The 21,601-nt window shown below is 39.9% G+C and carries 21 protein-coding genes and 1 tRNA gene; 19 read left to right on the forward strand and 3 right to left on the reverse strand.

The window, feature by feature from the left end:
* The first annotated feature begins 364 nt into the window (after nt 1-364).
* The 7 genes from QXS89_05510 (at nt 365) to ileS (ending at nt 9,391) form a co-directional block, all read left to right on the forward strand.
* Nucleotides 365-2,167: an ABC transporter substrate-binding protein gene (locus QXS89_05510; protein MEM3831632.1), complete on the forward strand. Its 1,803-nt coding sequence runs from the start codon at nt 365-367 to the stop codon at nt 2,165-2,167.
* Complete coding sequence (locus QXS89_05515; GenBank protein MEM3831633.1) at nt 2,167-3,147, forward strand: ABC transporter permease; 981 nt, start codon at nt 2,167-2,169, stop codon at nt 3,145-3,147. The genes QXS89_05510 and QXS89_05515 overlap by 1 nt, the downstream gene beginning before the upstream one ends.
* A gap of 14 nt (nt 3,148-3,161) precedes the next feature.
* Nucleotides 3,162-4,022 (forward strand): ABC transporter permease, encoded by an 861-nt coding sequence (locus QXS89_05520; GenBank protein ID MEM3831634.1) that lies wholly within the window; start codon nt 3,162-3,164, stop codon nt 4,020-4,022.
* Nucleotides 4,023-4,178: 156 nt separating this feature from the next.
* Nucleotides 4,179-4,724 (forward strand): inorganic diphosphatase, encoded by a 546-nt coding sequence (locus QXS89_05525; GenBank protein MEM3831635.1) that lies wholly within the window; start codon nt 4,179-4,181, stop codon nt 4,722-4,724.
* 164 nt (nt 4,725-4,888) lie between these two features.
* Complete coding sequence (locus QXS89_05530; protein ID MEM3831636.1) at nt 4,889-5,791, forward strand: ferritin family protein; 903 nt, start codon at nt 4,889-4,891, stop codon at nt 5,789-5,791.
* A 53-nt stretch (nt 5,792-5,844) separates the two neighbouring features.
* On the forward strand, nt 5,845-6,195 hold the full coding sequence (locus tag QXS89_05535; protein MEM3831637.1) for a hypothetical protein: 351 nt from the start codon (nt 5,845-5,847) through the stop codon (nt 6,193-6,195).
* Nucleotides 6,176-9,391, forward strand: a complete 3,216-nt coding sequence (ileS, locus tag QXS89_05540; GenBank protein MEM3831638.1) for an isoleucine--tRNA ligase — start codon at nt 6,176-6,178, stop codon at nt 9,389-9,391. Before QXS89_05535 ends, ileS begins: the two co-directional genes overlap by 20 nt.
* Here the strand turns inward: ileS and QXS89_05545 are convergent.
* Nucleotides 9,388-10,422 (reverse strand): MBL fold metallo-hydrolase, encoded by a 1,035-nt coding sequence (locus QXS89_05545; protein ID MEM3831639.1) that lies wholly within the window; start codon nt 10,420-10,422, stop codon nt 9,388-9,390. The genes ileS and QXS89_05545 overlap by 4 nt on opposite strands.
* 199 nt (nt 10,423-10,621) lie before the next feature.
* Here QXS89_05545 and QXS89_05550 point away from each other — a divergent pair, with 199 nt between their 5' ends.
* Together QXS89_05550 and QXS89_05555 are read left to right on the forward strand one after the other, a co-directional pair.
* A complete protein-coding gene (locus QXS89_05550; protein ID MEM3831640.1) occupies nt 10,622-11,689 on the forward strand; it encodes a DUF711 family protein in 1,068 nt (355 codons plus the stop codon).
* Between the two features lie 137 nt (nt 11,690-11,826).
* Complete coding sequence (locus QXS89_05555; protein ID MEM3831641.1) at nt 11,827-12,072, forward strand: hypothetical protein; 246 nt, start codon at nt 11,827-11,829, stop codon at nt 12,070-12,072.
* Between the two features lie 32 nt (nt 12,073-12,104).
* Here the strand turns inward: QXS89_05555 and eno are convergent, their stop codons facing one another.
* Nucleotides 12,105-13,394: a phosphopyruvate hydratase gene (gene eno, locus QXS89_05560; protein ID MEM3831642.1), complete on the reverse strand. Its 1,290-nt coding sequence runs from the start codon at nt 13,392-13,394 to the stop codon at nt 12,105-12,107.
* A gap of 56 nt (nt 13,395-13,450) precedes the next feature.
* On the opposite strand from eno, the gene QXS89_05565 reads away from it, so the two are divergent.
* Together QXS89_05565 and QXS89_05570 are read left to right on the forward strand one after the other, a co-directional pair.
* Complete coding sequence (locus tag QXS89_05565; protein MEM3831643.1) at nt 13,451-13,777, forward strand: hypothetical protein; 327 nt, start codon at nt 13,451-13,453, stop codon at nt 13,775-13,777.
* A 194-nt stretch (nt 13,778-13,971) separates the two neighbouring features.
* Nucleotides 13,972-14,066: transfer RNA gene (locus QXS89_05570), tRNA-Lys, on the forward strand.
* Between the two features lie 175 nt (nt 14,067-14,241).
* Here QXS89_05570 and QXS89_05575 read toward each other — a convergent pair.
* On the reverse strand, nt 14,242-15,534 hold the full coding sequence (locus QXS89_05575; protein ID MEM3831644.1) for an HD domain-containing protein: 1,293 nt from the start codon (nt 15,532-15,534) through the stop codon (nt 14,242-14,244).
* Between the two features lie 300 nt (nt 15,535-15,834).
* On the opposite strand from QXS89_05575, the gene QXS89_05580 reads away from it, so the two are divergent.
* The 8 genes from QXS89_05580 (at nt 15,835) to QXS89_05615 (ending at nt 21,533) form a co-directional block, all read left to right on the forward strand.
* Complete coding sequence (locus QXS89_05580) at nt 15,835-16,701, forward strand: class I SAM-dependent methyltransferase family protein (protein MEM3831645.1); 867 nt, start codon at nt 15,835-15,837, stop codon at nt 16,699-16,701.
* Nucleotides 16,680-17,219, forward strand: a complete 540-nt coding sequence (locus QXS89_05585) for a hypothetical protein (protein MEM3831646.1) — start codon at nt 16,680-16,682, stop codon at nt 17,217-17,219. The genes QXS89_05580 and QXS89_05585 overlap by 22 nt, the downstream gene beginning before the upstream one ends.
* 88 nt (nt 17,220-17,307) lie before the next feature.
* Nucleotides 17,308-17,796 carry a hypothetical protein gene (locus QXS89_05590; protein ID MEM3831647.1) on the forward strand — a complete coding sequence of 163 codons (489 nt, stop codon included), beginning with the start codon at nt 17,308-17,310 and terminating at the stop codon, nt 17,794-17,796.
* Nucleotides 17,797-17,831: 35 nt separating this feature from the next.
* Nucleotides 17,832-19,466, forward strand: a complete 1,635-nt coding sequence (locus tag QXS89_05595) for a DEAD/DEAH box helicase (protein ID MEM3831648.1) — start codon at nt 17,832-17,834, stop codon at nt 19,464-19,466.
* An 84-nt stretch (nt 19,467-19,550) separates the two neighbouring features.
* A complete protein-coding gene (locus QXS89_05600; protein ID MEM3831649.1) occupies nt 19,551-19,829 on the forward strand; it encodes a 50S ribosomal protein L34e in 279 nt (92 codons plus the stop codon).
* Complete coding sequence (locus tag QXS89_05605; protein ID MEM3831650.1) at nt 19,766-20,389, forward strand: AAA family ATPase; 624 nt, start codon at nt 19,766-19,768, stop codon at nt 20,387-20,389. The genes QXS89_05600 and QXS89_05605 overlap by 64 nt, the downstream gene beginning before the upstream one ends.
* Nucleotides 20,390-20,397: 8 nt before the next feature.
* Nucleotides 20,398-21,012, forward strand: a complete 615-nt coding sequence (locus tag QXS89_05610; protein MEM3831651.1) for an AAA family ATPase — start codon at nt 20,398-20,400, stop codon at nt 21,010-21,012.
* Entirely contained in the window at nt 21,000-21,533 is a 534-nt protein-coding gene (locus QXS89_05615; GenBank protein ID MEM3831652.1) for a CDP-2,3-bis-(O-geranylgeranyl)-sn-glycerol synthase, read from the forward strand. The genes QXS89_05610 and QXS89_05615 overlap by 13 nt, the downstream gene beginning before the upstream one ends.
* The last annotated feature ends 68 nt before the right edge of the window (nt 21,534-21,601 follow it).

Genomic DNA, 21,601 nt, shown 5'->3' on the forward strand with positions numbered 1-21,601 from the left:
TCCTAGATGCCATCTATAGAAGATAGATGGGAGATCTAATGATAATACTGTTTGAGTAAATGTGTGTTAGAGTTGAACCTCTTCACAAGAGTAGTGAGGATAGAAGATTTGGCGAATACCTCTTCTAATCTTAGCGTGAGGATATATGTGTAGATAATAGATTCTATAAGCATGTGGGAAGAGATCGAGTTCTTTTTTCAACAGATCTTTAAACTGTTGCTACCAAGGTTACGTAACCCACTCTTTATTATCTTATAGCTGCTATAGTATCCTGGTGATATACCTGATAAGAGTGTCTACCAGTCAAATTAAGATTCTCCCTATATTAATTTTAACGCTATTAATAGTTGCAATACCAAGTGCTATGATAAATGCGAAGGCTGAGGATAAAACCTATGTGTGGGGCTTTCCAGGTACTGCGAGAGGGAATCTCAATCCTTTCACCGCAGCTGGCATTGATGCCACTATAACAGGTCTTCTATTTTCAACAATGCTTTTCTTCCTAGCTCCCAACGGATCTCTAATACCATGGGCTGCAAGTTCATGGGAGTTTAAATCTTCTGGAAATTATACTGAAGTGTACTTCCGTATAAGAGATAATGCTTTCTGGAGCAATGGAAAACCTCTTACAGCTGATGATTATATCTTTACTTGGAAGACATTGTATCTGCCTTTCAACAGAACACTTGATCCTCTTGGGATATGGAGGTATGTTGTAAGCGTAGATAAGATCGATGATAAAACCATTAGATTCACACTAAATAGAAATAATACCATGGTATTTGCTGGAATAAGCACGAGAATAGCAGTTCCAGCAGATGTGTGGAGTAGCATAGTAGCTAATATGAGCGAGAGTGACTTCTCAAGATTCGTAGTTAAACCAGGAGACCCTGCTCTTAGCGTCACTCTAGGACCTTTCACTCTAGAATACTACGATCCTCAAAGCCTAATCATCTTAAAAGCTAATCCTAGATTCTTCATGGGAGCTCCGAAGATAGACTACTTCAGAATAAGAATCTACACATCAACACAGGCACTTATACCAGCTATAATCAAAGGAGATATAGACTCAGCATATTTCTCTCCAACAGATGTACCTACAGTACTCGGAGTGCCAGGAATCAAAGTTGAGCCTATGCCATGGTCCAACAATATATTCTATCTCTGGACGAACAATCAAGTGTATCCGACAAACTTAAAAGAATTTAGAATAGCCCTCTCCCTCGCCATCAACAGAAGTGCTCTAGCAGAGAGAGCCGGAGCAGGATATGGAATTCCAAGATATAACTTCATACCACCCGTAGCAGAGAGCGCGTGGTTGAGTGAAAAAGCTAATGGAACCAATACCATGTATGATCCTAATAAAGCGAACGAAATACTAGACTCGCTAGGGTTTAAGAAGGGTGGTGATGGGATTAGGGTGACTCCTAATGGAACCAGACTCTCCTTCGAGCTTAATGTACCTTCTATAAGCGACTGGCTTACGGCGGCTCAGCTTATTGCATCAGATCTTCAGAAGATAGGTATTGAGGTTAATATAAGACTTGTAGCTCTCTCGACATATGTTGATATAAGAAATAGAGGTGCCTTCACGCTATTCTTCGGATCAAGAATATACAGTCTAATGATGGTTTTCGACCCCGCAGCATACCTATTCTATCCTGTCTTCCACACGAAATCCACAGCACCTATAGGTCAGCCGACGCCTGGGACTAACTGGGCTAGGGTTTCTGACCCTAATCTAGATAATCTCATAGATCAAGCCATGCAAACAGATGATCCAGTGATCTATAAGAGGGCTATAGATGAGATCCAAGAATATTTGCATGAGACAATGCCTATAATACCTCTCTACAGCATATATGATATCAAAGTCTATAGAGCAGATAGAATAGAAGGAATACAAACAGGACTTCAAACAGTAGACACACTACTATCTATTAGAGTGATATCAGCCGAGACACAGACACCACAACCTACACAGACACAAACAGCTACACAGACAGTGACAGCTACAGAAGTGGCAACCCAGGTTCAGACGCAGATAGTGACTGTTCCTCAGCAGGCTCCTCAGCAGGGCCTTGGAACTGATTTCATAATTCTCACAGTGATAGTAGTGCTCGTTATAGTTCTAGGATTATTAGCGCTCTTGAGGATGAAAAGGTAATGCAGGTATCCGCTAGATATATCGTTAAAAGAGGTTTCAACACGCTTATAGTGATCTTTGCCTCAATGATAATAGCTTTTTTAATCCCCAGAATAGCTCCCGGAGATCCTGTGGATCTTCTTCAGCAGACTTATGGTCTTTCAAACGAAGAAGCTGAGGCTATAAGAGAGAGACTAGGGCTTAGAGGAGGTCTTCTGGATCAGTTTACAACCTATTTCACACATCTTCTCAGAGGAGATCTAGGTGTTTCATATTCTTACAATATGAGACCTGTTATAGATGTTATTGGAATGGCTCTTCCATGGAGTCTCTTTCTACTCACATTATCTATATCTATCAGGGTTGTTCTAGGAGTATTATTAGGAATGATCTCAGCAGTTAAGCAGGGTAGCAAGCTAGACACATTTATATCAAGCTTCATGTCTCTGGTTCTCGCAACACCATATTTTCTCATAGCCTTATTCTTCCTCTACATATTCAGTGTCCAGCTCAGGATCTTCCCGTTGTCACATGCTTACAGCTATGAAGCAGCTTTAAAAGGCTTCTCTTTGGATTACATAGGAGATGTAATGTACCATGCAACACTACCCATGATAACTATAGTAGTTAACGGTCTTCCCAGCACTTATTATGTGATGAAGAACAACATGATACTACTGCTTAGAGAAGATTTCGTATCAGCTCTGAGAGCTATAGGATTAAGAGAGTCGAAAGTTATGAGGGCTGTAGCTAGAAACGCTATACTTCCTGTGGTCACTTCAACAGCCATATCCTTCGGATACATGGTAGTGGGTGCTGTGATAGCTGAGACCATATTCTCATATCCTGGCATGGGCTATGTATTCATAAATGCTATACTTAATAAAGACTACCCTCTCATACAGGGTGTATTCCTACTTCTGGCAATTACTATCTCTCTTGCTAATTTTATCTCAGACATACTCTACGCGATTCTAGATCCAAGAGTTAGACTCGGCTAGATCAGGTGGTTCTGTTGAGGTCAGGAATTGTATCCATCCTCATGAAATCCTGGATCACTGCTAGAGCTTACGTATTCTCAGACCCTAGAGGAGTAGCAGGTGTTACGATACTTGCCTCAATAATAATGCTAATTCCTTTAGCACCTCTTATAGTTAAAAATAATCCGAATGCTATAGTAGCTCAATCCTACGCCTCTCCAAGCCCGGATCTTCCTATGGGAGCAGATTACTTTGGAAGAGATATATTCTCAAGACTTATCATAGGAACAGGATACACTCTTCTTATCTCGCTCATAGCAGCCTCCCTAATAGTTGGGATAGGACTTTTCATAGGATCTCTGAGTGGCTATCTAGGAGGAGTTGTAGATGAGATATTCATGAGAATTACAGACATATTCCTACTCATACCAGCATTTTTCATATACCTAATAATATCAGCTTACATACCTCCTAGCAATACCACAGCCGCGATAATCCTAGGAGTCCTCTCATGGCCTACGACAGCGAGAATCATAAGATCACAGGTTATATCTCTCAAAGCATCAGGCTATGTAGAGGCTGCAAGAGCTGTAGGTGCTGGAACTTTCAGAATCATAGGAAGACATATAATACCTAACATGATACCTCTCATAGTAATATCGTTCATACAAGATCTAGTCTACGCAGTGCATGTCATAACAACTCTCATATTCCTAGGTCTTGGAGACATAAGACAGCCTACATGGGGTGAGACGCTCTACTGGGCTTTTAATACTGGAGCCCTCTACAGAGGTGCTTGGTGGGCTATGCTGTATCCTTCTCTATTCATAATATTATACAGCATTGCATTGATACTGATCAACGAATCTATAAACAAGAAGCTTAGAAGCATGTGAAAGATCTATATCTTCAAAACTTCTCTATAACTCTACACAGGTATCAGAGGCTTAAGTAGGGTTCGGGCTGGGATCTTATTATCTATAATATTATTCAAGGGCTAAGACTTATATTCATTCTTGGAGTATATATTAAGAAGGTTCAGAGGAATCTATATGAGGAAATTAAGAGATTTCGGAGCTGGAGAAAGAGTTCCTAACTACGTTTATGTAGTGATAGAGATCTCTCTTAATTCAGATGTGGAGTACGTCTATGATGAAGACCTAGATATGTTCAGGGTGGAGAGAGTTCTAGATCCTGAGATGAGATATCCTTTTAACAAGGGTTTTATCCCGGGAACATTAGATGTTAATGAGAAACCTCTTGGCGCTATAGTTCTCTCCAGCAGATCATTTATCCCAGGTTTTCTAGTCGAGGCTAGACCTATAGGCTTCATAGAATTAAGCTATGAAGAGGGTTTAGAGCATGTTATAATATCAGTTCCCAGGGAGAGAATAGATCCTCTCTATGCTAATGTGAAGAGCCTAGGTGAACTTTCTGAGCATATTAGATCCTCTATAGAGAATTTCTATGAGAAATACAAGAGATATAATCCTGAGAAGAGTTTTAAACTGAATAGATGGGGAGAGGTTGGAGAGGCTAGAGAGATAATTCTAGAATCTGTTAAGAGAGCTCTCTCGAGTAGAAATCAGAAGATCTGATCTTTTAAAAGATTTATCCTATAGAGACCAGGATCTTCAGTTGCCGATACTTGCTAAAGAATTTATGTAGAAGAGTAAGACTTATGAGCATTTGTTTTGATAGAATATGCTTAGTGATTGTATTTATAAGAGTTCTAAGATATTCTTCAGGGTGCTAGGCTCTTATGAGTGTAAGTATAGAAGAATTCAGAGATCTAGCGGAGAATTCATGTGTTGATGAGTATAAGGATTACATGATCTATATGGAGCTCTCTAGAATGCGTCTCCTCTCAGATCCTCTCAGAAGAAGTCTTTCTAGAATGGCTGAGCAGGAGAGAGCTCACTACGAGTTTTGGAAGAAGTACGCAGGCGAGTGCAAGATCAGATCTCTTAGACTTAAACTCGAGATCTTTCTTTTGAAGATCATGGTTCTTATAATGGGAGTGACATTCGTTGTAAAATCTCTCGAGAGACATGAGAAAGATGTTATAAAAACCTATGAGAGAGCTAGAGATCATATCAAAAAAGAAGATCTGCCAGAGTTCGAAAGGATCATAGGTGAAGAGAGAGATCATGAGGAGAATCTTCTACTAGAAGTACCTGAAGGAAGGATTAAATATATGAGCTTCACAGTTCTAGGACTCTCAGATGCTCTCATAGAAATCGCGGGAATCCATGCAGGAACTCTAGGAGTATACTCCAACACCTTCATGGCAGGACTTGCAGGACTTGTCGCAGGAGTGGCAGCATCGATAGCAATGGCATCAGCAGCATATGCTCAGGCAAAGCAGCTACCAGATGTTGGGAGAGCTGGTCTTGCATCGCTTTACACAGGGATCTCATATATGATCACAGCAGTTCTTCTAGCACTACCTTACTTCATGATACATGATATATTATTGGCGCTCTTCACATCTCTAGCTATATCAATAGGTATTCTAGCATACATATCTCTATACTCGATGATAATACTGGAGAGAAGCTTCACTAGAGAGCTTGCAGAGACAACTCTTATAATATTCGGAGCTACTGCAGTTCTGTATATCTTCGGAGAGTTTGTGAGAGGAATCCTAGGAATAACTATATGACATTATTCATCATCTTAGATTAGGTGTGGTTTGAAGAGATCTCTAGTGAGATATTGAAGAGGGTAGAGGTGTGGGATGATCAATATATTCACAGGATCTTCTTTTCCTTCTTAATATTTATAAGAGTATTTGAAGAGATTATCACAGGCTTGATTATGACTAGGATCAATATTTATATAGTTTCCTATGATAATGATGTTATTGAAGAGGTGGAGAGATCATTATCCGAGCTTGGTAGGATTATAACAAAGAGTAGAAGTAGAGTAGCTTCTCAGATTTATTTCTACAGAATGGATGTGGAAGATCCTTCTACTGTTGAGAGGTTTTTAAAAGATCTCGAAGATAGAGAGCTTATATCATGGTATAAGGTTGAGGTGACATTAGGTGAACAGCAGAAAAGCTGAGCTAGAACTAGGAGTTTTATATGATCCTCACGCGGTAGAAGAATGGGTTAAGAAGTTCTGGGAGGAGAATAAAATCTATGAGAAGCTAAAAGAACTAGGCAGGTCTAGAGATAAGAAGTTCTACTTCATAGACGGACCTCCTTATCCTAGCTCTCCATCTATCCATCCTGGTACTGCGTGGAATAAGATTTTAAAGGATTCGTTTCTGAGATACTGGAGATCTCAAGGATATAATGTTCATGATACACCGGGTTATGACATGCACGGGCTTCCTATAGAGTATCAGGTTGAGAAGCAGATTGGTGTGGGGAGTAAGAAGGATATATACACGAGTGTTGGTGTTGAGAGATTTGTGAAGATGTGCCGAGATTTTGTTCTTAGAAATGCTGAGAGTATGACAAGAATCTTCAGAGACCTAGGTGTTTTCATGGATTGGGAGAAGCCTTACATGACTATATCTAATGACTATATTGAGGAGGCTTGGAAGCTTATTAGGAAAGCTGAGGAGAAAGGACTTTTAGATAGAGAACTTAGAGTGGTTCACTGGTGTCCTAGATGTGAGACTGTTCTAGCAGATTATGAGGTTTCTCAGGAGTATAGAGATCTAGAGGATCCTTCTATATATGTTAAGATGCCTGTTAAAGGAAGAGAGAAAGAATACCTTGTTATATGGACTACAACACCTTGGACTCTGCCTGCTAATACTTTTATAATGGCTAGCTCTAGAGCTTATTATCTGAGAATTAAAACAGGTGATGAGATCCTTATAATAGCCGAGAATCTCTACAAACAGGTTCTAGAGAAAGCAAAGATAAGAGAGTACAGAGTTCTAGAGAGAATTCCTGGAAGCTCTCTAGAAGGTCTTGAATACACTCATCCTCTCAAGGATCTTGTCAGCATACAGAAGGAATTAGAAGAATATCATAGAGTTGTTCTAGCAGATGAGTATGTAAGTCTTAGCGAGGGTACAGGACTTGTTCACGCAGCTCCAGGTCATGGTGCTGAAGATTATGAGGTGGCTAGGAGGAGGAATATTCCAGTGTATTCATTAATAGATGATAACGGTAGATTCACTGCTGAGGCTGGAAAGTACGCCGGCATGTATGCTAGGGATGCTAACAGTGTTATCATAGAAGATCTGAAGATCAGAGGAGCTCTACTTCACGAAGAGAAAGTTATCCATAGATATCCTGTTTGCTGGAGGTGTAAAACCCCTCTACTTCTGAGAGCCACGTATCAGTGGATTATAAGGGTTTCAAAGCTTAGGAGTAAGATGATCGAGGAGACTTCAAAGATCAGGTGGATACCTAAGTGGGCTATGGATAGAACTCAGTCTATTCTTGAAAATCTTCAGGACTGGGTTATATCTAGGCAGAGGTTCTGGGGAACTCCTCTGCCTATATGGATTTGCACTTCATGCGGTTATAGAATCGTGATCGGAGGAGTTGATGATCTGAAGAAGTATGATGCCAGCGAGATTCCTGAAGATCTCCACAGACCCTGGATTGATAGAGTCACTCTAAGATGTCCTAGATGTGGTGGTGTTGCTAGAAGAGTTGAAGATGTAGCAGATGTATGGCTTGATTCAGGAGTTTCATTCTATGCATCATTAGGCAGGGGAGGTCATGATATCTTCGAGAAAGAAATTGGAGAGATCGATATGATCGTAGAAGGACATGATCAGACTAGAGGATGGTTCTTCAGCACTATAAGATCAGGGTTGATACTATTCGATAGAAAACCTGTGAAGACTATCATCGCTCATGGATTCATGCTCGATGAGAAAGGTAGAGAGATGCATAAATCTCTAGGGAACTTCATCGAGGTTCCAGTAATAATAGAGAGGATCGGAAGAGATCCGTTCAGATTATTCCTTCTCTCAAACACTTTGTGGGAGGACATGAGATTCAGTCTCGACAAAGCTGGAGAGATGATCAGAGTACTTAATATTGTTTGGAATGTCTTTGCCTTTGCGAAGACATACATGACTCTAGATAGATTCACCTATAGAGAGGATTTGATAGATGAGCTCTACAATGAGAAGATACTGAGAAAAGAGGATCTATGGCTTCTCTCGAGATTATATCAGGTTGAAGTAGAGGTGACTAATTCTATGAATAACTACAGAGTTCATGAAGCTGTTAATAGATTGATAGACTTCATTGTTGAAGATGTCTCGAGATGGTATCTTAGAATAGTTAGGAGGAGGGTTTGGAGTGAGATTGAAAGCCCTGACAAAACAGCTGTCTATCTAGTTCTCTTCAAGACATTGAAAGACTGGCTTAAGATGATCAATCCCATAACACCTCACCTAGCCGAGTTTCTACATCAGAAATTCATAAGATCTGTAGATCCGAAGGCTGAGGAGAGTATAAACTTTAGCAATTGGCCTGATCCAGATGAGATCGCGAAATTCTATGATCCTCTTCTTCTCCAGGCTTTCTCAGCTGCCAGAGAGGTTCACGAACTGGTTTCCAAGGCTAGAATGAAGGCAGGGATCAAGCTTAGAAGACCTGTCTCCAGATGTTCTGTGATTCTCAGAGATAAGAGCAAGGCTGAGGCTGTATCTCTAGTTTCCGAAATACTAGCAGAGCTTCTAAACTGTAAAGAGTTTCATGTTTCTAGTGATGAGAGTGAGCTGGCTAGATATGTTAGAAAAATTGCGAAGCCTGTAATAAGTGTTCTAGGTAGAGAGTTTAGAAGTATGGCTCCTATGATTGCTGAGTATATTGAGAGAGAATCTGAGAAGATAGCTTCAGATCTTGAGATGAAAGATTTTATAGATATAGATCTTGAGGGGAGAAGCTTTAGAATCAGAAGAGATCATGTCTCTATAGAGATTTCCCCGATAGAAGGTTTCATAGTTGCATCAGATGATCTTGGGCATGCGATAATTGATACAAGGATCTCAGAGGATATGGCTGCAGAAGGTTTTGCAAGAGAGATTGTAAGAAGGATTCAGGTTATGAGGAAGGAGATGAATCTAAACCTTCTCGATGTGATCGAAGTATCTATATACGTTGAAAGTGATGAAGCTAGGAGATTTATAGAGAAAACCATAAGTTATATAGCTAACGAGATTAGAGGTAGAAATATCGCTCTTGTTAATTCCGCTGAAGAGGTTTCAGGAGATCATGTTCGTGAATGGGATATAGATGGAGAGAGAACAGTTATAGGCATTAGAAGAGGTAGCTAGACTGGGAGAGCTATAGATCTGATCCCGAGTCTTTTCTTAACTTCTCTCGCAAATTTTCTCCCATTTTCACCGCTTCTAAAGCTGTCAATTATAACCATCTTAGGTCTTGCCATGTCTATGTAGTCTATAAGCTCGTGAAAATCTGCGTGATCGCTGAAGGAGAATATATAACTTCTATCATCTATAGATCTGTATAGAGATTCAAAGAGCCAGCCTGATAAGTATATTACACTAGGTCTCAGATGAGTGTTGAAATAACTTCTTCTCATAATACTTCTAACACCTGACATAGGATGGGTGAAGTAGATATACCATCCCTCTCTATAGATCTCTTCAGCTTCTCTACTGTTCTCATGAATGACTTCTCCGATTCTAAGACCGTGTTTCTCAGCGATCTTAGATATCTTGTATACTTTTTCAGGAGCTATGAAAGGAGCTGTAACTCCTCCGCTTCTAAGGAGATCCATGACCTCCTGCTGCTTGCCATAGTATGCTGATATATAGACAGGACCTTTAGAGAGAAGGTGGATGACCAGATCTATGAGTGCTTCACCCGCTATATCTTTAAATCTTCTCACATAAGCTGGGCTGCCGTAAGTAGCTTCGGTGATAACTATATCAGCTCCTGAAATTATCTTGGTTCCTCTCCCAGGATCTTTGAAATCTCCTGTGTATACTATCGTGCCAGCTCTAGGACTGCTGTAAACAAGTTGTGCGGATCCTAGTATATGTCTTGCTTCTACTATCTCTATACAATCATCATCTATACAGATCCTATCTCCATAATTCATAGGATTTCTAAGATATCTAGGCACTCCATCTTCTAAGACTTCAAGTATTTCAAATGTTGCTTTATGAGCGTATATGATTTGACTGCTTCTTATGGAAAGCCCTAGATCTAGAGTGTGATCGCTGTGAGCATGAGATATGAATCTATACTTGGTATTCTCAAATCCATCTGCAACTATCTTATTATTTATCACAACACCTCCTCTGCTATTTATATGAGCAGGGATCTCCTGGAGCGGCATTAGTTCTCTAGATAACTATGCTTCTGAACATATATTTTTATCCATACCTAGAATTAATTCGATGATGAGAAGCAGTCAAAGCGATCTGTGAGCTGGAAGAGCCGAGCTGAGATTCTTTTGATAGAGATTCTCAAGGTATTATAGGTCTAGAGATAAATCTTCTAATAACCCTTTAAATATAGAGGTACTGGTGTCTTTAATGGTCTTGATCCGAAGCATCACACTTCACATACCTGAGATATCTGGAGAGAGTGTGGCTATGTATAAAGAGGTTTTAGATAGATTTGTAGAAAAGATCTCTTTATATGGTTATAATGTTTGGAGCAGAAGAATCTCTCTTCCTCCTCTAGAATCTAATCCTCTCAAGGTATGCGATGAACTTAGCATACCTTCTTCTAGGTTTTCGAATGTTTTTATAGCTGCTTTCAACATAGATCTTGAGAAGATTCCTAATGTTTCTGCAAAAGACCTAGTATCATGTATGATAGCAATGCCAAATACATTCAGTTCTCTAGTTATAAGAGATGGCGATCGTGAGATAGTATTTCTAGAGGAATTCTACAGCTATGGAGCTCCTGAGATATTCACAAGATTCGCTGGAGTACTCGGAGGATGGGTTTTAACACCTTATTTTCCTGCGAGTGCTTCCATAGTTGAAGAACCTACTATAACGATCTCTCTTAGATACGTAGATCTCTTCGATAAAGCCTTTACATCTAGAGAAGAGTATAAGAACCTGATCAAATGGCTTTCAAAACTCTATAGATTATCTCTGGAAATATCTGAAGAAATAGGAATCAGGATAGGAGGCATAGATCTCTCTCTATCACCCTGGATGAGCGAGAGCGTAGGTGATCTTATCGAGAGATACTCAGGTTCGAGAATAGGAGAGCCGGGTTCTGCAAGAGTTATACTAGATATGAATAGGTTTATAACGAGAATTGCAGAGGATTCTGGAGTTAAGACCACGGGTTTTAATGAGGTAATGCTACCACTAGAAGAAGATGATCTTCTGAAGAAGAGAGCTTCTCGGAAAGAGATTACTCTCACAACACTTCTAAGACTCACTCCATACTGCATAGCAGGGGTTGACATGATCGTGGTTTCTAGGAGAAGGCTTAGCATAAGAAATCTAGTTAGAGATCTCATGGCATCATACGAGGTCAAAAGAAAGAAGATAGGCTTTAGAATCATACCTGTAGATAGAGAACCTGGAGAGAAACTAGATCTAGGTAGATTCGGAGAGGCAACAGTGGTAGACATATGATCACATGTTATGAGATGTCAGAGGGCGTTTTTCAATCATTCTCTCATAGCTTTTAACCTTCATCATCCATAGAAGATCCTAGGCTCAAGATTTTTAAGTTTTAAAGATACAGAGCTTGTAAAAACGGTGTGATTATATTGAGTAACGAGGCTGTTGATATAGTGAGATCTTTTGTAGAAGGATTTATAGGAGGTCTGGGGAGTCTGAAAGGTTCTATAGCTCTGGCAGGTCTTGTGATGGTGGTGATAGTAGCGGTTGCTTATGGCATCTACGGAGGCTATAAATTCGTTAAATTCACTCTCAGGCTAAGACCTCACGAGTTCGCACTAATATTCCTCGCTGTAGGTCTGGCTCTCATAGTGATAAGCATATTAATTCCCTGAGGATCTTTTTAAGGTAGTCATGCTACTATATCTCACCAGATCTTTATAACAGATCCTTGGTAGAGAGCTTCATCTCCTAGAAAACTTTCTATTCGCAGAAGCTCGTTATACTTGGCAACTCTCTCAGATCTTGCAGGAGCTCCTGTTTTGATAAAATCAGTCTCCAGACCTACCGCTAGGTGTGAGAGTACGTTATCTTCTGTATCACCACTTCTATGACTCATTATAGTGTAGAGCCTGCTTCTTCTAGCTAGATCCACGAATTCTCTTGTTTCAGTGAATGTGCCTACCTGGTTTACTTTTACAAGAGCTGCTGTCACAGATCTCTTTTCAATACTTTTCTCAAGCCTTTTAACATTCGTAGAAAGATGATCGTCTCCTACTACGAGTGTTTTCTTCAGAGATGAAACAAGTTTTGAGAAGTATTCTATGCTCTCCTCATGGAAGGGGTCTTCTATGGAGAGAAGCTTATATCTATCAGATAGATCTAGGTAGAATTCTAATAATTCCTCAGGCTCGAACTCTCTACCATCAATCTTGTACCTACCACTCTCCTCATCATAGAATTGAGATGCAGCCGCATCAATAGATATGAAAACCTCCTCACCAAAAGAGTATTTTGTTTTCTCAACAGCTTCTTTTAATACCTGAAGAGCTTCTTCAACTCTACTCATAGGAGGCGCATATCCTCCTTCATCACCTACGTTGACAGCGTTAATCCCATATCTGCTCTTAAGAATATCCTTGAGATTCTTATAGATCTCTACACCAGCTCTCAAAGCTCTGGAGAAGCTCTCAAATTTTAGAGGTACTATCATGAACTCTTGAAAAGCCAGATTATTTCCGGCGTGAACACCTCCATTTACTATATTCATCATAGGTATAGGAATCTTAATAGCCTTGATCCCTCCAACGTATCTGAAGACAGGAACTCTATATGTATCGGCTGCAGCTTTCAAAACTGCTAGGCTTACCGCTGTTGTTGTGTTGCCTCCTATTCTAGATTTATTGGGGGTTCCATCTATTTCTATGAGGATCCTATCAATATACCTCTGTCTACGACTGTCTAATCCTATGAGAGCTTGAGATATAGTGTTTCTAACTATATCAACAGCTCTATACACGGATCTTCCTCTGAAAACATTGGGATCGTTGTCTCGGAGTTCCACAGCTTCGTGAATACTCTTAGAAGCTCCTGCAGGAGCGATCGCTCTTCCAGATCCTCCGTATGTTCTCACACTAACCTCTATCGTGGGATCTCCTCTTGAATCTAGTACTTGTATCGCGTCTACAGAAATTATTCTGAAGAGATTCTCCTCCACAATGTCCACCTCATCCGATATATTATCCTTCTCATTATAAAAACTTACGAGTGTAAATGAACGGTGTGGAGACAGCATATCTGTATCCTATACTTCTCTCTCTATTATACCCTCTGCTTAAGATCTTCTACTACAAGAAGGTTAAGGAGAGAAGCTTCTCGCTAGTATACTCTCTAGCAATATTCCTCCCAATATATGTAGATCTGGCTTTGAGAATTCTAGAGAGAATAGACATAACAATATTACTCATAGCATCTATAGCGATCAACTATATACTGCTTAAAACCAGTTCAATAAGCTTTAGCAAACCTCTAAACATAAGAGATCTAACTCCTCTACTCTCGGTAGCAGGGATATACATAGTACGAAATCTGCTAGGCTAGAATGAAATGTTTATACCCTGAGAGGCATATTATAAAGAGGATGATGATGTGGGCAGCCAGTGAAAGATGATCTAATCTTAGCTCACACTGACACCACATAGATAGGAGAATATCTGGATAGTTATCCTCGAGAGATCTTAGGAGAGCCGTTGATTTAAGAATTTAAGCTTAAACACAATATCTATTCAGTGGCTGGGCCCGTAGCTCAGCATGGTAGAGCGGCGGGCTTTTAACCCGTAGGCCAGGTAATGGGCGGAAGTCCCGGGTTCAAATCCCGGCGGGCCCGCCACATCATGAGATCTTATTCAGGTTCGCTTGGTCCTATGTTTAGCTCTTGGTGGTTTGGATAGAACTTATAATAGGTTCTGAGGCTTGGAATCTGCTCATAAGATTTTACGGGCTACGATTACTTGTCTCGAGATCCTGGATCAGCTCTTGCCAGCTCGAGTTAAAATACTATTATTCTAAGGTTTTCTCTTGAAGTTTTTCTCTATGAGATCTGAGACATTCTTTATCTTTAATGCTAGTGGGTGTATGTAGAATCTTATTATATTCATATATCTTGGGAGCTGTCTTATGATGCTACCTTCATACTCGTAGATCTTCTTCTCAACATCTTCTCTAGTGATCACTGTTATAGCATCATCTCTTCTGTAGATTGATATATTCTCTATAACAGGTAGATAGTAGATCGAGCTTATACCACTTCTACTTAGCAGATATGATACTTCTTTTACTTTCTCAACTTCTTCTCTCTCTTCACCATTATCTCCTATAGGCTCGTCTGATAGTATTATCTTGTTATAGACAGCCTTGTAACCTCTTCTGAAGAGTAGCATGTCTGCTAACTCTCTAGTCTCTTTGCTAACCTGAGGATCTCTTGCTACATCTATTATCTTTGACACGAGCATGCTATCATCAAAATACTTGTAGAATCCTTCAGAGATCATCTTTCTTATAAATCCTAGATCTCTATAGCCACTCAGATCAGGTCTCTCCCTGGTGATCCTATCCCAGAGCTTTACCAGCATCAGCTCGTAACCGTGAACAGTTTTATGATAGTAGACAGCTCTATACATGTGAAGTCTTGCCAGATAGAAGTTTTCAACAGCTATAAGACCTTTCTCGTCTATCGCAAGTTTTTTATTTCTATCAATTCTCAGAGTACTCATGATCCTCTTGAGATCGATGCTTCCATATATAACTCCCGTATGTAATGAATCTCTTACAAGGTAGTCAAGCCTGTCAACATCTAGATCTGATGATAGAAGAGAGTTCACAAGAGAATCTCTATGTTTTCCCTCTATAATTCTCGCAACCTCATCGGGGTTGAAACCCTCGCTCTTAAGAAGATCCTTTAACTCTGGATCTTCTCTTACAACTATTGAAGACATATGCTCATGATCAAGTTTCTCCCCGGATGAGAGTATTATATTCATATAGAAGGTTTCGAGAGCGTGACTGTAGGGGAGATGTCCTATATCATGAAGCAGTGCTGCCAAGTATAGGAGAGGTATGTTGTCAGGTTCTATATACTCTCTGAGAATCCCGCTCACAAGTTTCATCAGATGATATACTCCAAGACTATGACTAAATCTCGTATGAGTAGCTCCGGGATATACATATTCAGCTACTCCTAACTGCTTTACTCTTCTAAGTCTCTGATATATGGGTAGAGATACTATTTTAAGTGCTAGAGGATCGAGCTCTATATACCCGTGAACCTCATCGAAAACCCTCTTAACATCGCTCCCCATGCAAATCCCTCATCTCTCTAACATAAGAGATTACACTAGGAAGATTAAAATAGTACTAGTAATACTGCTACAATTCTAAGCTTTCGTGAAGCTTTCTCGAGATTCACGTCTGTTCATATTTAGAATGCTATCTATGAAAGACTGAGAGTTATAGCGATACTCTAGAGCTCTATGCTGAGACTCTTCCCAAGACATTTCAGGGTGTGAGGTAGAGAATGAGATTATAAACCTGTATAAGATCTGAACCTCTCTTGGGAAAATATTTTTTCTAGGAAGATCATATATCTAGTGAGGCGGTATATGAGGAGAAGCAGTATTCTCAGAGAAATAGCATCTCATGTATTAGGTGAAGAGCTGGGTAGGAGGGTCTGGAAGAGGATTGATATTATAGGTGATATAGCTGTTATTAGAAAACCTTATGATGTAGATATAGATTCTATGAGGGTTATTGCTGAGAAGCTCTTAGAAAGACTTAGATACATAAGATCTGTATGGCTGGATCTGGGCGGTGTTGAAGATGTGAAGAGAACCAGGAATCTAGTGTGGCTTGCGGGAGAAAAGAGATCAGAGACATTATATAGGGAGTATGGATGCATCTTCAAACTAGATATAACCAGAGTCTATATATCTCCTAGACTGAGTTATGAGCATATGAGAATAGCTAGAATGGTTAGAGAAGGTGAGTTTATTATAAACATGTTTGCTGGGGTGGGAGGGTTCTCCATAGTTATAGCGAGATATTCAAGACCTAGGAAGATTATCTCTATAGATATAAATGAAGATGCCTACAGATACATGCTGGAGAACGTGAGATTGAATAAAGTTGAAGGCATTGTCGAACCTGTTCTAGGAGATGCTCTTCAAGTGATTAGAAGTTATAGAGATAGCTCTGACAGAGTTCTAATACCACTACCAGCTCTAGCTCTTGAATCTCTAGAACCAGCTGTGGAGTCTCTCAGGGGTGAGGGTTTCATCCATTCCTATGATTTTATAGATGCTGAGAATAGAAGAGAAGCTTTAGAGAGGTCTGCAGAGATCTATTCTAGAGAGATTGAGAGATTAGATCTTGTCTCGGAATTTAAGATAATTGGTAGCAGGATTGTGAGAAGTGTAGGGCCTAAGAGATATCAGGTGGTGCATGATATTTGGGTGAGGAAGATCTCTTAATTAGAAGCAGTTCTGTGAAGCCTGTCTATGGAATGGCTTTCTTCAATATAGCGCCAAGGTCTTTAGATTACTACATGATATTTGAATATGAAGATCCTCTTGAGTATTATAGAGAGATTGTAAGTGATGAGAAGCTCTATCAATCAGAGATCATGAGACTTGCTGAGAACATGCAAGATCTTCTGGATCAAGAGGTTGTAAGATTTAATAGAGAGATTATAAGACCGGAGGTGAGGTTTGTAGACATAGGATTTAAAGAGAGATATAAGAAGCCCTACATACTATTCAGAGTATCCTGTGATATTAGAGTGGTTAGTGGAAGGAATGAGTATGAGAATATATATGAGAGCACTACAGCACCCTACGACTATGCCTCATACTGGTCTCTTCCCAGAGGAGCTAAGGTGGCGGAGGTTGTGATGGACGGGCTGTGGGAGGTTGAAGAGGAGAATATAGTTGTTTACGTGAGTAGAGGAGAGAGAATTAAAGGGTATGAGAAGATTGTGTTCTACATATAGCTTCCTGTTCAGAGATCATACTCATACTATTAATAGGATTCGGGTTTTTAGCTCATAATCTTTTTCCTGTAGTGAAATATATTAGTGGATGATTAGTGTGCAAACTACGTATTCTATGCTTGTAGAGGATCTAGAGAGCTTCATTGAGAATTCTGAAGATATGTATCAAGCCTTAGAAGAGATGAAACTCTCAGGAGTAAATACTTTATATATCCTGTTGGTAGTCGTGGGAGAAGATGAGGATCGGAATAATCTCGTGTTGTTCGTAAATCTGAATCCTTATACCGAGGATGTGTATAGTGCTGGTGTTATGATTCCTGTGGGATGTGATTCTGAGAGTAGTAGCAGGATTTCTATTGATGAGATAAGAGATCTAGCTCTTAGAATAGGAGGTTATGTGATTAGTTTTCATAATTGCACTCTTATCTTTAGAGATATAGATATTAGAGAGAGCTTGAGAGAGCAGATTACCGAGACTTTCAGAAGACTTCTGAATAGAGATGTTGAGAGAGTTAGAATCATGCATTATGCCTATGATTTATTAGAGGAGGTTGGCCATATATCTGAGATGGGGTAGGATGCTCTAGAGCTCGTGTTAAGAGTGGTATAGATATGACAAGAATTATCCTGAAAACAAGTAGATGGCTTGACGATGAGGAATTTAGAGAGATGCTTAAGATAAGTGATTACATAGGCTGGAGTGGTGGTGTAGCAGAGTTTCAGTTCAATCCGTTGAAGGCTGTTAAGAATGGTTTTAACGAGGATGAGGTTATAGATCTTCTTAGAGAATTGAATGTAGAGATATCTGAGAGAGAAGTTGAGATTCTTAGAGAGAGTATGAGAAGAGAGATTGAAAGATCTAGTGTGAAGGTAGAGTTAAACTATGCAAATGGTTTCATCATTATAAAACCTGACAGATATCTAGGCCAGAGTCTTGGAGATATAAGAGATCTTCTGTTCTATGATAGAGATGAGAAGATCTTCAAGACATATCCTATGTACTATGAGAGGATAGTAGAGTTCATGAGATCAAATGGTTATACTATTCATGATAAGACAGGATTTACAGAGAGAATGCTCCCAGTAAAACCCAAGCTTAGGATAAGCTTGAGAGATTATCAGAAGGAGGCGTTAGAGACCTGGGTAGGGAGAAAATTCAGAGGTATAATCGCTCTTCCAACAGGATCTGGTAAGACCGTGGTAGGCGTGTCAGCCGTAGCCGAGCTGGGTATGTGGACTCTCGTTGTCGCCTTCACAAGAGAACAGATTAAGCAGTGGAGAGAGCATTTCATCAGAGCTCTCAGTCTTAATCCTCATGATGTGGGTGTGTTCTATGGTGAGGAGAAGATCATAGCACCTATAACTATCACAACCTATCAGACTGCTTTCAGACATGTTGAAAAGCTCTCACCTTTCTTCCCCCTCCTGATAGTAGATGAATGTCATCATCTTCCGGCAGATAAGTTCCGTAAGATAGCACTTCACATGTTCTCGCCATATAGATTAGGGCTTTCAGCAACGCCTTATAGAGAAGATGGAAGACATGAAGAGCTTTTTCCAATGCTTGGTGGTGTTATCTATAGTAAGAGTGCTAGAGAACTTGCTGAGAAAGGCTATCTAGCATCTTTCACTGTGAAAGTTGTTAAAGTTCCTCTAACTCCTGAAGAGATGAAGTTGTATAAGGATCTTAGGAGCAGATATGAAGCTCTCTCAGGAGGATTAAGTTTTCAGGAGCTTGTTGCAAGAGCTAGAAAAGGTGATCAGAATGCTATAGAGGCTTTAAGAATTAGAACTCAGTATAGACTTCTAGTTCACATGTCTAGAGAGAAGATCGAGGCTTTGAGAAAGATCGTGAGCGAAGAACTGGAGAAGGGGTCTAAGATCATTATATTTACTCAGTATGTTGAACAAGCTGAAGAGATAGGAAGAATTCTGGGAGCTCCCGTGATCACTGGAGATACAGAGCCTAGTACTAGAAAGAAGAATTTCGAGTTGTTCAGGTCGGGGTATTATAGGGTTCTAGTTATAACTAGCGTAGGTGATGAAGGTATTGATATTCCCGATGCTAATGTAGGGATCATAGTAGCAGGCACGGGTTCTAAGAGACAGTTTATACAGAGACTTGGAAGACTTCTAAGACCTATGGAGGGTAAGGAGGCTGTTCTCTACGAGATCATCGCTAAGGATACATTCGAAGAATTTGAATCTAGACGTAGGAGAAGTGCTCTTAGAGAAGATATGCTCTAGCCTTGCATAGATATGTATCTGTCTTCTGGGTGTAGAGAAAATTATTTAAGCCTCACTATATCAAATTTAAATTAGTTGAGTAGGATGCCGAGGCCAGCGTACAGGTCTAGATCTTATAAGAGGGTTAAAGTTAGAATCCCATCAGGTGTCTCAAAGATTCATTATGTTAGGAGGAAGAACTTCACACCCAGGTGTGCTAGATGTGGAGCTATTCTAGGTGGGATGCCTAGAAGATCTTCTGAGTATAGGAAGCTTCCGAAGAGTTTGAAAAGACCTGAGAGAATCTTCGGAGGGATTCTATGTCACAGATGTTTAGAGGAGATTCTGAGGGAAAGAGTGAGAGCTCTAAGTATTCAGGCTTAGGCTTCTCCGGAGGAAGAGGATTAGTAGTAGTAATAAGCGGACCTCCTGGATCTGGTAAGTCTACCCTGGCTAGGGGTATTGCCAGGATTTTTAATCTTAGATATCATTCAACTGGTGAGATTTTTAGAAGAATTGCTAGAGAGAAGGGTCTTGACGTAGCTTCTCTAGATGAGCTTGCTAGAATGAATCCATCTATAGATCTTGAGATAGATAGGATTGCTCGTGAAGAAGCTTTGAAAGGAGATGTGGTTATAGATGCTCATATAGGAGGATGGCTTCTAAGAGATCTAAGCGATCTATCTATATATGTTACGGCATCACTTGGTAAAAGAGCTGAGAGGATTTCAAGGAGAGATGGAAAGAGTTTAGAGGATTCTATGAGAGAGATTAGTTCTCGTGAGGATTCTATGAAGGAGAGATTTAAGAGATTCTATAATATTGATATGAACGATCTGAGTGTATTCGATCTTATTATAAATACTGATAGAATAGATGAAGAGACAGCTCTTGAGATAGCTATAGCTGCTGTGAAGATGATTATTAATAAGAAGATGAGATAGATTGAGGTATGAGAATTTATACTGGTAATGAAGAGCTGGATAGCATTCTAGAGAGAAAAGATGGTTTCATCATAGTATATGGAGAGCCGGGGTCTGGGAAGACTAATCTTATTGCTAAGATCCTTAGAGAGTGTGCTTCTAGAGGTGTTGAGACAATATATATATCGACTGAGGGGAGTGTTAATGTGTATAGAGTTGTTGAGGTAGTCGGAGGATTTGAAGATAGGATATTAATTTCCTCGGTTTACAGCTTGAGCGAGCTTCTCCTAGCCCTACTGAGATCTATTGAGCTTATGAGAGGAGTTATCGCTATAGATTCTATAAACTACCTCTATAGAATTGAGGGAGGCTATAGTTATAGGTCTAATGAGGTATTTCTTTCAATACTAGGTCTAATAAGATATGTATCGAGAACTCGAGGGATTAAGTTCCTTGCATCAGCTCAGATCAGAGAGGTTGAAGGAGTTACAGAGCTTTCGGGAAGAGATCTTATAGAGTTCTTCAAGCCTTACATGATTCGTTCGAGGAAGATCTCCTATAACTTGTTTGAATTGTATTTAGAGGATGAAGATAGAAGATTCAGATATTCATTGAAAGAAGGAGACCTAATATGGATCCGGTAGAAGAGTTCTTGAGAATAATAGCATACACCTTATATGCATACGCTCCTGCTATGGCTTCCAACGGAGCTCCTGTACTACTTCTGAGAGGAAGACCCATAGACATGGGTTGTAGATTCATTGATGGGAAAAGGATCTTCGGAGATGGAAAGACGTTTGAAGGTATGATTCTCTTTCTCATATTCGGAACAGCTGTAGGAGGTATATATGCTTCATACACTCAAAACATATATAACCTGCTCTATGGATTTCTCTCCGGTTTCGGAGCATTTCTAGGAGATCTCATTGGAGCTTTTATAAAAAGAAGACTTGATATACCAAGAGGAGAACCGGCTCCAATACTAGATCAAACAGGTTTCCTAGTGATTGCAACACTCATCATAAAAATCTCGGGTGTGGAGAAGCTCGTGGGATTCTACATAGATCTTAGGATATTCATAGCAGGAGTACTTCTCGTGCTAATACTTCACATCGCAACAAACTATGGAGCATACAAGCTAGGACTTAAAAAAGTACCCTACTAGAGATATCTCCTTCTCTCTACAAGATCTAAGATTCGATCACTTTATCTATTTTATTTTCCGAAGATTTT

The organism is Sulfolobales archaeon (assembly GCA_038881635.1).
In the GTDB taxonomy this organism is placed as follows: Archaea; Thermoproteota; Thermoprotei_A; order Sulfolobales; family AG1; genus WYEN01.